We start from the raw sequence: 12,355 nt of genomic DNA on the forward strand, positions 1-12,355 counted from the left end.
ACCTGACGCCCCTTATGCTACTCGACCAGATGAAATTTGCGTATCCATGGCGCCCTTATCAGCACCGCATTTTGCAGGACTTGGGCCGTCACCTTACAGATAAGCGGCTGCACGTGATCGCCCCACCGGGCAGTGGAAAAACTGTGCTAGGGCTCGAGGCCATGCGGCAAATCGGGCAGCCCACACTTATCCTCTCCCCCACTTTGGCTATCCGTGACCAATGGGCCAGCCGGCTGCAGGAGGACTTTCTGCCCAATGGAGCACCAAGCCCTATTTCCTTTGACCTGTCCGCTCCTGCGGAAGTCACCTTCACTACTTATCAGGCTGTTTACGCCGCCTACAGGAAAGGGGCTCCCGTGAGCTCCCTTTTAAAGCAGGCTGGCGTAAAAACGCTCATTGTGGATGAGTGCCATCACCTACAGAAGGCTTGGTGGAAAAGCCTGATTGAACTCAACCTTGCCCTGGCCCCCCACTTGATTGCACTCACCGCTACTCCCCCTTACGATGTCAGCAGTTACGAATGGCAACGGTACCAAGAACTCTGCGGGCCAGCCGATGAGGAGATCACCACGCCCGAGCTCATCCAGGAAGGCAACCTCTGCCCTCATCAAGATTACATCTGGTTTTCACTTCCAGAAGCAACTGTACAGGCTCCGCTCCGGCAGTTCCACAGTGCTGTAGACGAACTGATTGCCCACCTGAAGTCCAATTACACCTTTCGGCATTTCCTAAAAGCTCATCCTTGGCTTATCGCCCCGGAGTCTTACTTGGAGGAAATATATGATGCTCCGGGCTACTTCTCTGCCCTGCTTATCACCTTGGAAGGCATTGGCGGAGCAGCTCCAGCTGAAACCGTTGGCATTCTAGGAGACAATCATGAGGCCATACCTGAGCTCACAAGGCCTTGGCTCGAAACTTTCCTTAACCAAGCTATTTACCGGGACCCCTACTTTCAGGAGTTCCACGAAAGGGGCTGGTTTAAATCTGTAGTAAGCCGCCTGCAGGAAGCAGGGGCTATAGACCGCAAGAAAGTATACCTTGAAGAGCCGCCGCAGCTAGAACGGGCTATACAACAAAGCCCCGGCAAACTGGACAGCATCGGTCAAATCCTGCAGCTTGAGTTTGCAAGCCTGGGCAGCGCCCTGCGCATGCTCATCCTCACCGATTATATCCGGGCAGAGGCCCTCCCCCGTACTGAACTCGATGAACGGCCGCTACAACAAATAGGCGTCGCGCCTATTTTTGAGTACCTAAGGCGGCACTATCCGGTCAGGGCCAGTCTTGGTGTATTGACCGGCAGCATGGCCATCATACCAGAACGGGCCAAAAACCGGCTACGGGAACTGCTCCCGGAGGCAGGACTTTCTCAAGTATCCACGACCTATCACACCCCTGGCTATTTGGTTTTTCATATCAGTGGCAAGCAGCAGGCTGCCCTGTTGAAAGGAACGACTCAGCTTTTTGAGGAAGGGCATATCAACGTACTTATCGGCACTAACGCCTTACTGGGAGAGGGCTGGGACGCACCGGCTGCCAATACGCTAGTACTTGCTACGGTGGTCAAATCATTTGTCAGCTCCAACCAGGCAAGGGGGCGAGTGATACGCACCTACCCTGCCAGGCCAGAAAAAGCTGCCAACATCTGGCATTTGGCGTGTATCGACCCTTTCCACAAGGCTGGAGGAATGGACTGGCTGAAGCTCACCCAACGGCTCAAAGCATTCTCAGGGCCAACTTTTGACCCTATGCCAAATATTGAAAATGGCGTGGGCCGTTTCAGGTTGCCTGCCATACCCAATTCCTTTGAAACCGTGCAGCTAGCCAATCGTGATATGCAAGAACATGCCAGAGACCGGGCTAGGCTGACAAACGACTGGAGCAGCGGTATTGCGAAGGGCCACCACATGGCTGAAGCCATCCGTATGCCTATTGCGCGCAGCAGGCGGCACCTCAAACAAAAAACACTCTACCGAAGGCAGGCGGACACTGCGGCCAAAGCTGCCTTAAAGAAAGCCGCCCAACAAACTCATAAAGCAGTCCTCTTTTCTGCCTTTGGACTGGTAGCGCTAGCTTTCTTGCCCGAGAAAACAGTTGGCCTGCTGCCGGCTTTAAGCCTATGCTGCTCAGCCGCAGCTCTGGCATCTATCTGGCTTTATTGGCCGAGCTGGAAAGCCATTGTACGCGCAGCCAGCGAATTTGTCCCCACAAGTCAATGGGCTCCTGCTTTTCGCAAACTCCTATTTGCGTGGGCGAGCTCGGCCATACTGGCAGGCCTAATAGGCGGAGCTGTAGTTGGCTTTGGGCTGTTGCTGCTGAGCGGGGCTATTGCAATCATGGCTTTCGGGCTCAGGCCGCCGGGAGGCCTTCTCGGAGCTTTATCCCGCCTCGACTGGTCTGCTGACCCCCAGAAGGCATTCCAGGCTTGCGCCCAGACCGTATGGGGGGCATTGCTACAACAGGGTGCCTTCACCTCAAGGCCAACACTTCGCTTCCACCTACATGACCCGGAAGAGCCCGCCTGCTACCTTGAGGGGGCATGGCTACAGGAAGAGCAATTATTCCTGCAATGCCTAAGCATTTTCCTGAGCCCGGTGGACAACCCTCGTTATCTGCTCAAACAGAAAATCCTGGTCGAGGGTGTAGCTGAAAGTGCACAATATTACGCTGTGCCCGACCACTTCGGGCAAAGGCGGCCCGGTGCCGAACTATTCTTACGACAAGCTAGGAAACACTTCCCAAATGGGCACCTGTCCTTAGTGTACACCCGCACCTATGAAGGGCGGCGTGCATTGCTCGCCGCACGTAGCCAAACACTTTCTGACCCCACAGCACATCGCCAGATGGCTTGGCGATAACGCCCTATCTGTGCCAGCCTAAAGCCTCATTGATAAAAGTCACGCCTGGGCACTGCCAATCCTCAACCCAATCCCCTTTCATTATCAGCAACTTGTAGCTGTAAGCCAAATTTCTTAACGCCCTTTTTTCCGGGGGCTAAACTCCTCCATAATGAACCCTAACATCGCATTTACCGGACAAGCATTATTGATTGGGTTGGGCATTGGTGTACTGTTGCTCATTGGCCTGATCCTCATTGGGCGCTACTACTTCAATACAACTGCTGGAACGCGGCTGACGGAAATGTACCGTGGCAAAAAATGGGATTCCCCATTGACAGCACGCAACAAATACCCGGATGTCGACGTCTTCCGGTTCGCCCCAATATTCCTGCGCATTAGCCTTATTGGTGTCCTCGTCCTGATCATAGGCGCATTCAGCTGGACTGTTTACGAAAAGGAAACCTTTATCCCTGAAGATGCCTTGGCCATGGACTATGACATTGAAATCGAAAAGCCCCGTACTGCAGAGCCGCCGCCACCACCGCCACCACCACCGCCGCCGCAAATCGAAGCTGTAGCGGAAGTGGATGTAGACGTAGAAGATGACTTCGAATTTGCTGACCAGTCTATCGACGAAGATACTTATGTAGAGGCGCCAGAATACGACCCCAACAGTAAGGAGGACGTACCGCCGCCGCCTCCTCCGCCACCACCACCGCCGCCAAAACAAGAGGTAGCTGAAATTTTCAAAGTCGTGGAGGAAATGCCCCGGTTCCCCGGCTGTGAAGACTTGGTGGCCAGTGCAGATGAAAAACGGATGTGTGCTAACCGCCGCATGCTAGAGTTTATTTACGAGAATATCCGCTACCCCTCTGTGGCCCGAGACAATAACATCGAAGGCACGGTGGTCGTCAGCTTCGTAGTAGACGAAAAAGGAGCGATCAGTGTGCCGGAAGTGGTGCGGGATATCGGCGGAGGCTGCGGCGCTGAAGCCCTCAGGGTGGTAGAGATGATGAACGATCTGCCTGAAAATTGGACCCCCGGGCGGCAGCGTGGCCGGGCAGTGAAGGTAATGTTCAACCTGCCGGTAAAATTTAAGCTGCAGCTCAACTGACCTGGCGCATCAAGCCTAATTAAGAGGCATCTGCCTAAAAAGGGAAACCGGCTGCACAGTTAACTTGTGCAGCCGGTTTTTATGCTCAACCGGAAACGCAGGGGCTAGTGCCTTAAGCCATAAATCTCTGATACTTAAGTTGAAGTTGTTTTCCGGCTAATCAAGGCGAAGGTTCGCGACTTTAGCCCGAGCTAAAGGAGCGGTTCTTTAACGAAGAGTAGGCGGAAAAGAACGAAACTTGGCGTGTCAAGGGTTTATGGCTTGAGGCACTAGGCTATGCCAAATGAGCGCGCACCATCCAAGCCATTTTTTCGTGCACCTCCATCAGAGCGATCAGGAAGTCCTGTGTACCTGCGTCATTGCACTCTTCCATGACCATTTCTTGGTCATTGCGCAGAAACTGAATGATAGCTTCATGATCAGCCAACAGGTTTTTCAGCATCTGCTCTGCATTGCCATTGAAGTGCCCTGTCTCCTCTAAGCGGGCATGCTGACGGAAGGCCTCCATAGAGCCCGGCGCAAAATAGCCGATGCTGCGGATACGCTCTGCGATGTCGTCGATATGTTCGGCCAAGGCGGTATACTGCTCCTCAAAAAAGGCGTGCAGCTGTTGAAAATGTATGCCAGTGACATTCCAATGGTAATTGCGCAGCTTGATGTAAAGGATGTGCTCATCCGCCAACAGCTGTTTGAGCGCTTGGGCGACTTGCCCGCGCTGCCCGGTTTCAATGCCAATATTTACATCCACTTTTTCGTGGGTCAATTGCTTATTTTCGAGGCTCATCTGCTTAGGATTTTTGGATTTCTAAATATTTCCGAAACGCACTATACAACGTGCACTGACCTAGCTAAGTTTATAAAAAACAGATGGTTAGCCTTATTTGGAAACAGACTGAATAGGCGCGGTCAGGCGTTCAAACCAGGCATTGGGGCTACGTTTGTCCTGCTGCAGCCAGCGCTTGCGGTAGGCCCCATCTTTGTCATAATCCCGGGCCTGTTTTTGAGTATTGAACACCCTGTCTCTGGGGTCATTGCCCACTCCGCCGGCATACATCCAATTGCCGTAGTTGCTCGCTACATCGTAATCTATCAGCAAAGCCTCGAACCAGGCCGCCCCTTTGCGCCAATCCTGCTTTAGCTGATGCACAAGGTAAGAGGCTACATTTTGCCGCCCACGGTTGCTCATAAAGCCAGTATAGAGGAGCTCCCTCATATTGGCATCTACAAAATCGTCACCTGTTGTGCCTGTCGCCCATTTGTGGAACAGCTTATCGTTATCCCGCCAGCGGACGGCCTTATCCTGTATGCCGCCTGGGAAAAAGATTTTCCGGCCATGTTTCATAGCGATGTACTTGAAATACTCCCGCCACAGCAGTTCGAACTTCATCCAGTAAGTAGAGCTGTTGCTCTTGCGCTCCGCCTCGTAAGCCTCTACCTCATGCCAGATGGCTCGGGCAGAAATACACCCGTGCGCTAGCCAAAGGGAAAACTTGGAAGAATAATCTGCCCCTATCAGCCCATTGCGGGTCTCTTTATAGGTTGCAATATGGTCTGTATCCCAGAGGTAGTGGTCCAACCGGTCATAGGCAGCAAGAGCCCCTCCTTTAAACGGGAGCACTGCACGTTGGTCTGCCTCTGGGCAATCGTACCCCAAGCTTGCCATTTCTGGCAGGGGCTCAGAAGCAAACCCAACCGTAGGGATAGCGTTGGGCGGCTCGAGCGCATCAGGGATACGGGCATATTTCTCTACCCGTTTGCGGAACTGAGTGAACACCTCTGGCACCTGATCTATGCTGAAAGGCAGATCGTCGGGGGCTGTCAGGAGCAGGCTATGGGAAAAATAGCATTCCAACTTAGCTTGCAGCGCTTCTTCTGCCTGCAGCTCCTCGTGTGTGTATTCTTTGGAGGCATACACTGCGGAGCAGCCGTACGATTGGGCGATTTGCGGTAGCATGGTTTCAGGCACGCCTACCTTGAACAACAGCTGACTGCCCTTTTCCTGTAGGTCCTCCTGTAGGTCGGCAAGGCTTTCCAGCAAAAACTTCAAACGGTAAGCGCCCATACGGGGAAAACCCCATGGCCCGGGGCGCAGCAGCCGCTCATCGAGGATGTATACAGGGAGGATCTCGTCATGCTGCTGTACGGCTGCATTCAAGGCGGGGTTGTCGGTAAGCCGCAGGTCGTTGCGGAACCACATGATGGCTTTGGACATGGCAGTGCTATTTTTTTGGTGGGTGTAACAACACATAGCCTAATTGGTTGTCAGCGCGCTGCCGGGCAAATACGAGGGGGGTAAACCCAAGTGCCACAGGTTTCTGAGCCCCACATCGGCATTGGCCTAGCGCTGCGAAGGGGTGGCCAGCCCGGTAGGGCCGAGCGGATAGCGAGCCCCGTAGCATAGCGGCACCTGCCCATTGGGGCAGGGGCAGGCCCCATCCATGTGGCGGGGCAGGAAAAAAGCGGCCATCTGTTTTGCACGCTACACAAAGCTGAGCCCCGAAGCCCCTGTTTTGCGCCCTGCCCCAGCAGAGCCCATGACCGAGCTGTTTGCCATTAATTCCTATCTTTGCGGCACAAAATCCAGACTATGTATAATGGGAAAAAGGTAGTGGTCGTGCTGCCCGCCTACAACGCAGCGCTCACCCTGGAAAAGACCTACCGGGAGATTCCTTTCAACCTCGTTGATGAAGTTATCCTTTGCGACGACGCCAGCAAGGACAACACCTCTGACCTCGCCCGGCAGATTGGCATTCAGCATGTCATCACGCATGAGCAGAACAAAGGCTACGGTGGCAACCAAAAATCGCTTTACAATAAAGCCCTCGAGTTGGGCGGGGATATTGTCATTATGCTCCACCCTGACTATCAGTATACGCCAAAGCTTATCCCTGCTATGGTCAATATCATTGGGGATGAGCTGTACCCTGTAGTGCTTGGTTCCCGGATCTTGGGCAAAGGTGCCTTGGCTGGTGGCATGCCTCTGTACAAGTACATAGCCAACCGCGCGCTTACGCTTACGCAAAACCTACTGATCAACTATAAGCTTTCGGAGTACCACACCGGCTACCGGGCGTTCAGCCGCGAAGTCTTGGAGGGCATCAACTTCAATGCCAATTCCGACGATTTTGTCTTTGATAATGAAATGCTTTCGCAGATCATCTATGCAGGCTTTCACATTGCCGAGGTGACCTGCCCGACCAAATATTTTGAGGAAGCCTCTTCCATCAATTTTGCGCGGAGCTCTAAATATGGCTTGGGCGTGCTCAGGGTTTCCTTAAGCCACCTCCTGCAGCGCATGGGGCTGGCGAAGTTCCGCATGTACCAAAAGCCCCAAAAAGCCTGACCGGGAATGCACAAACGTGACCTGAAGGATGAGCTGGACCGCCTCGTGCTGCTGTACAACCGGCCGGAGTTTATCGCAGAAGACCCTATTTCCATCCCGCATCAGCTTTCTACTTTGCAGGATATAGAGATTATGGGGTTTTGGGCTGCTATGCTGGCTTGGGGGCAGCGCAAGACCATCATCCGGAAAGCTCAGGAACTGCTAGAGCTCATGGACGGGGCACCTTACGAATTCATCACCCAGCACGAGGAAAAAGACCGGCTGCCTTTCCTTCAGTTTAAGCACCGCACTTTCCAGCCCACCGACGCGCTGTACTTTCTGGAGTTTTTTCAGCAGTATTACCGTAGCTACTCGTCCTTGGAAGATGCATTTGCCCGCCATCTACAGCCGGGAGATGAGCACGTCGGGCCAGCGCTTTCTGGCTTCCACCAAACGTTTTTTGGCCTGCCGTATGCCCCTCAGCGCACGCGGAAGCACGTTGCTACGCCAGACCGGAAATCGACCTGCAAACGGCTGAACATGTTTTTGCGTTGGATGGTGAGAAAGGATGACCAGGGAGTAGATTTTGGGCTTTGGGAACGCATACGCCCAGAACAGCTGTTGGTCCCTCTTGATGTGCACGTAGAACGGGTAGCCCGCCGGATGGGGCTGCTGTCCCGCAAACAGACCGACTGGCTGGCTGTGCTGGAGCTTACCGCAGCCCTAAAACAGTTTGACCGGGAGGACCCGGTCAAATATGATTTTGCACTATTTGGGCTGGGGGTATTAGAAAGCAAAGAAGGGCTGGCTTAGCCTAGCCCCCCCTTTTTTGGTTATTCCTCGTCGAAGCGCAATTCTTGTATGAGCTGTTTGTCACCGACCGCTTTCATGTAGATGTAAACGCGGAAGGTTTTGCCACCGGCGAGCAGATTGCCAATGCAGTACTCTGAATTCTTATTCGGCGCAGTCCCTTTGTGCACAGTGCTAAAGGAAGCGGGAGGGTATTTCTGGAAAAAGCCCGCTACTACAGCCTCCGCTTTCGCTTTAGGGTATATCTCGTCTTTGCTGAGGATAGAGACCTCTACCGAGTCATCAAAAAATGCCCCTAAGGCTGCGGCATCCCCTTTGCTGATCGCACGAGTGATAGCGCCTAGGTCGGCATCGCCCAATTGAGGGGCAACCGGCAACAGGAAAGCAACTAATAATAAGCTTTTCATAAGGCTTGGTTTTGGTCTAGTTCATGGATTATGCTTTTGGGACGTGTACTTCCAGCTTCGGCCACAAAAGCTTTGACAATAGGGCGGTACGCTTGTGTGATGGCCTGCCTAGCCCAAGGGCTTGCTTATTCATGGGCTATCAGGCTTAAGCAAAAAACGAATTTAAGCACAGCCCGCCAACTTATGCCCCTTCTTTAACACCCTTTGGAGCAGATAAGTACCAATACTTCAACGAGCTGTCTTTCAACGGCAGGCTGCAATTCAAAATTGCACAACAGCCTAAAAATCTAAAGCTTACAGCCGCAAAGCCACTTTTTCTACCTGCCGCACCCAATGCCAGTCGGTCTCCCGGTCGCAATCCAAGCATAAGTTGTTGATCTCATGCCCGCTCCAAGAATCGATGAGCGACTGCAACGAGTAGTACACTCCATCCAGCTGCCCGGCATAGGGCAGCCCATCAGCGGTATAAGACCAATAAGGGAGCCCGTGCTCCCGCTCGTGCTGAATGGCCCCCAGAACCCTCAGCCCGCCGTCGGGCAGGCGGGCTAGGAAATGGCTGCTATAAATGGTATGTACAAAGGCCCATAGGGACTCTCTAAACCCGGGGAATACCGCGAAGTAGGCCGGCTCGGGGTCGTTGCGCCAAAACCCTCTGCAATACCCCAGGCTTTCGCACAGCCAAGGCTTGCCAGCGTGCCGGATGCCAAAGTAGTTGAAAGTCCGGTTGCAAAGGTAGGACGTGCCCCAGAACGACTCGCGGGCCGCTTTAGCCATTAAAGCGCGCCAGTCGCAAAGATAGCGGTAGCTGTAACGGCGGCACAGCTCGTTGTGCTCTCGGAAGAAGGCATCCTGTAAGGCTTTCAGCCAGTAATCGGTCAGCACTGAGCTCCTTGGAGTGACCAGATAAAAGCGGGAAGTTTCCGGCAGCCAGCCGACCAGTTGGGGGGCAGTAGCGGAAAGGCGCGCTAAGACATCTTGCACGGTGTCATGTACTTGCCCATCGGGCAACTGCGCACGAAGGGGCAATGCCAGGCAAAGCACGGCAAGCAGGAGCGTAAAACAAGAACATTTCATGCCAATGGGTTTATGTGCCAATATACGAATCCCGGCCTGCTTTTGGCAGTACCTGCTTGTGCAGCAGCTGGCCCTTGGGCCTAATTTCCAGGTTTTCCGCTACACGCGCCCCGTGAAACAGGCGGGGGCCGCCAAAAATCCTTACCTTCGGCTACCCAACCGGGCTTGAGCATAATGCGCCCTCAAGCCCTAACCTAAGCTTTTGCCTTTCACTATGACAAAAAGTTACGAAAACCTACTTCCTCAAGCCCAGGAATATGTCGCCCAGTTTTATGCCGACCACTTCCCGGAAAATCTCGTTTTCCACGATTTTCATCATACCCGGCAAGTAGCAGAAGCAGCCTTGGAGCTGGGCGCTGAGGCAGGCGTGGGCGAAGAAGGGCTGCTCGCGCTGCAATTGGCAGCTTGGTTCCATGACTTAGGGTACTACCAACAGCCAGAAGGGCACGAAGAGCGCAGTGCAGCCCTGGCAGAAGCCTTCCTCCAAGAGCAGGGCGCGCCTCTGGAAATAATTGAAACGGTAAAAGGCTGCATCTTGGCGACCAGGCTGCCACAGTCGCCACGAACGGAGCTGCAGGCTATACTCTGCGATGCCGACCTCAGCCACCTCGGCAACGAACATTACTGGGACCGGTGTGGCAGGCTGCGCCAAGAGATGAATATCGCCAGGGAAGTCGTTATGTCTGACCCCGAATGGGTAGAATTTGAAATTGGCTTCCTGATGAACCATAGATACCATACCGAAGCCGCACGGGAGCGGTTCAACAAAGGGAAGCACAAACACATCAAACAGCTACATAAGCAAAAGCTGCGCCTGAACCCAAACGCTATGGAAGCTTTGCCGGAAACAGCACCCCCGCCAAAAAATAAAAAGAAGAAAAAAAAGACAGGCAAGGCTGGCGATCAGCTCAAAGAGCTGAACTTGGGCAGGGGCGTAGAAACGATGTACCGGACAACTTACCGCACCCATGTCAACCTCAGTTCTATCGCCGACAATAAGGCGAATATCATGCTCTCTATCAATGCCATCATCATTTCTATTGTAGTCTCTAGCCTGGTCCCTCAGTTCAGTACCAACCCACGCCTGATTTTCCCTACCATCCTGCTCCTGATTGTCTGCTTGTCGGCCTTAGTTTTCGCCATATTGGCCACCCGGCCTAAAGTCACAGAAGGCAAGGTGACCCGTGCTGACATCAACAACAAACAGGCCAACCTCCTATTTTTCGGGAATTTCTACAATATGAACCTCGATGATTTCCACTGGGGCATGATGGAAATGATCAAGGATAGCGACTTCCTTTATAGCGCCATGACGCGCGACCTGTATTACCTCGGCGTTGTGCTGGGCAAAAAGTACCGCTATCTTCGGATCTGCTATGGCATTTTCATGTACGGGCTTATTGTCTCTGTAGCTGTGTTTGCGTATGTCTTTGCAACGGCAGCAACATGAGCATTTCTGCTCAGCGTTTGGATATCTTGTTGTAAGTAATGTGCTTCTGCCGGGTTGATTTGAAGCGCCCCACCTCATCGTCGCGCAGCTTGCTGTGCTTTGTCGGACGGCCTTGCACGCGCTTGCGCCACATTTTCCAACTGCTCAGCTTCATCTGATCTTTCATAATGCGTATGACTTCCGGTTCCCGGACCCCAAACTGCGCTTCTATGGCATCAAAAGGGGTACGGTCTTCCCAGGCCATTTCCACTATGCGGTCCACATCGCGGTCGGTCAGCTCATATTTTTGATAGATTTTTTTCACGCTGCCCATAGAAAGTGGATTTTATTTAAAATTTGACCCTTAAACAGCCCGTTTGCCTTTGGTGTTGCACGAGCTTTGTCATATTCCTGCCCACTCATTAAAACGGTATAACTCATGCCCGCTCTACTCATCCTGCTATTGTGCTCCTTTGGCGGCCAAGTGCCCATGGCCCCTTCTACAGGCAGCATCCGTATTAAAGCCCAATGCCCGGAGCCCAATGCCGGCACTCTGTACATCGCCGTATTCCGTCAGGAGCGCTTCCTAGAGGATGGGCAGGAGATCAGCGGCCGGAGCGCCCGTCTGCCCCTTGCCGACAATGGGCTCAATGTGGAGGGCATACCCGCTGGGGCTTACAGCGTTGCGCTTTTCCAAGATATCAACGGCAATGGGAAGATGGACAAGAACTACCTCGGCATACCTACAGAGCCGTATGGTTTCTCTAATAACCCTAAAGTAAAGTGGCAGTCGCCCACTTTCGTGGAAACCGTAGTGGAAGTTGAGGCAGGAGCCGAAAAAGAAATCGAGGTGTGGCTCAAATACTGGAAAGACTTTTAGGGCATACAGGTGGGAAAAAAAAACGCGCTGTATGACAGCGCGCTTCTGAAGTGGGCGATGATGGATTCGAACCAACGACCCCCTGCTTGTAAGGCAGGTGCTCTAAACCAACTGAGCTAATCGCCCGTACTCAATATATTAGGACTGCCCGGGCGGGCAGGACAAGTGCAGCGTATCCTTTGATTAGGTTGCTGCTCTTGGTGGGCGATGATGGATTCGAACCAACGACCCCCTGCTTGTAAGGCAGGTGCTCTAAACCAACTGAGCTAATCGCCCCTGTTTTTGACGGCAGAAAACACATTTGTTTTTGTTATCCGTCAATTGCGAGTGCAAATATACATCGATATTCAAATACCACGCAAGTATTTAAACAAAAAAATTGCGGCAAATCCGCGCACCCATTAGCATTCCGTTTTTAAAGCACTGGAAATAAGCGACTTTCCTGTTTTCCTGAGGAAGATTTTTCGAGCCTGCTTTATACG

General features: G+C 53.0%; 11 protein-coding genes and 2 tRNA genes. 6 read left to right on the forward strand and 7 right to left on the reverse strand.

Annotated features, from left to right (window positions below; translation table 11 throughout):
* Both FRY97_RS17255 and FRY97_RS17260 read left to right on the forward strand, forming a co-directional pair.
* Positions 1–2,855: DEAD/DEAH box helicase family protein (locus FRY97_RS17255; RefSeq protein ID WP_147168817.1), on the forward strand; the 2,855-nt coding region annotated here is incomplete at its 5' end.
* Positions 2,856–3,006: 151 nt separating this feature from the next.
* On the forward strand, positions 3,007–3,951 hold the full coding sequence (locus FRY97_RS17260; protein ID WP_147168818.1) for an energy transducer TonB: 945 nt from the start codon (positions 3,007–3,009) through the stop codon (positions 3,949–3,951).
* A gap of 274 nt (positions 3,952–4,225) precedes the next feature.
* Here FRY97_RS17260 and FRY97_RS17265 read toward each other — a convergent pair whose 3' ends face one another.
* Positions 4,226–4,735, reverse strand: a complete 510-nt coding sequence (locus FRY97_RS17265; protein WP_147168819.1) for a Dps family protein — start codon at positions 4,733–4,735, stop codon at positions 4,226–4,228.
* A gap of 93 nt (positions 4,736–4,828) precedes the next feature.
* On the reverse strand, positions 4,829–6,163 hold the full coding sequence (locus tag FRY97_RS17270; RefSeq protein WP_170254715.1) for a DASH family cryptochrome: 1,335 nt from the start codon (positions 6,161–6,163) through the stop codon (positions 4,829–4,831).
* A 375-nt stretch (positions 6,164–6,538) separates the two neighbouring features.
* Here FRY97_RS17270 and FRY97_RS17275 point away from each other — a divergent pair, with 375 nt between their 5' ends.
* Together FRY97_RS17275 and FRY97_RS17280 are read left to right on the forward strand one after the other, a co-directional pair.
* On the forward strand, positions 6,539–7,294 hold the full coding sequence (locus FRY97_RS17275) for a glycosyltransferase family 2 protein (RefSeq protein WP_147168821.1): 756 nt from the start codon (positions 6,539–6,541) through the stop codon (positions 7,292–7,294).
* Between the two features lie 6 nt (positions 7,295–7,300).
* A complete protein-coding gene (locus FRY97_RS17280) occupies positions 7,301–8,086 on the forward strand; it encodes a TIGR02757 family protein (RefSeq protein WP_147168822.1) in 786 nt (261 codons plus the stop codon).
* A gap of 20 nt (positions 8,087–8,106) precedes the next feature.
* On the opposite strand, the gene FRY97_RS17285 is transcribed toward FRY97_RS17280, so the two are convergent.
* Both FRY97_RS17285 and FRY97_RS17290 read right to left on the reverse strand, forming a co-directional pair.
* On the reverse strand, positions 8,107–8,490 hold the full coding sequence (locus FRY97_RS17285; protein ID WP_147168823.1) for a DUF4783 domain-containing protein: 384 nt from the start codon (positions 8,488–8,490) through the stop codon (positions 8,107–8,109).
* A 294-nt stretch (positions 8,491–8,784) separates the two neighbouring features.
* Positions 8,785–9,564, reverse strand: coding sequence for a glucosaminidase domain-containing protein (locus tag FRY97_RS17290; protein ID WP_147168824.1), 780 nt, complete (start codon positions 9,562–9,564; stop codon positions 8,785–8,787).
* A gap of 214 nt (positions 9,565–9,778) precedes the next feature.
* Between FRY97_RS17290 and FRY97_RS17295 the strand changes: the two genes are divergently transcribed.
* Positions 9,779–11,014 carry a Pycsar system effector family protein gene (locus tag FRY97_RS17295; protein ID WP_147168825.1) on the forward strand — a complete coding sequence of 412 codons (1,236 nt, stop codon included), beginning with the start codon at positions 9,779–9,781 and terminating at the stop codon, positions 11,012–11,014.
* A gap of 10 nt (positions 11,015–11,024) precedes the next feature.
* Here the strand turns inward: FRY97_RS17295 and FRY97_RS17300 are convergent, their stop codons facing one another.
* On the reverse strand, positions 11,025–11,327 hold the full coding sequence (locus FRY97_RS17300) for a TIGR03643 family protein (RefSeq protein WP_147168826.1): 303 nt from the start codon (positions 11,325–11,327) through the stop codon (positions 11,025–11,027).
* A 105-nt stretch (positions 11,328–11,432) separates the two neighbouring features.
* Between FRY97_RS17300 and FRY97_RS17305 the strand changes: the two genes are divergently transcribed.
* Entirely contained in the window at positions 11,433–11,873 is a 441-nt protein-coding gene (locus tag FRY97_RS17305) for a DUF2141 domain-containing protein (RefSeq protein ID WP_147168827.1), read from the forward strand.
* Between the two features lie 51 nt (positions 11,874–11,924).
* On the opposite strand, the gene FRY97_RS17310 is transcribed toward FRY97_RS17305, so the two are convergent.
* Positions 11,925–11,999 (reverse strand) — tRNA-Val (locus FRY97_RS17310).
* 72 nt (positions 12,000–12,071) lie between these two features.
* Positions 12,072–12,149 (reverse strand) — tRNA-Val (locus tag FRY97_RS17315).
* Positions 12,150–12,355 lie beyond the last annotated feature (206 nt).

Source organism: Phaeodactylibacter luteus (genome assembly GCF_007993045.1).
GTDB lineage: Bacteria > Bacteroidota > Bacteroidia > Chitinophagales > Saprospiraceae > Phaeodactylibacter > Phaeodactylibacter luteus.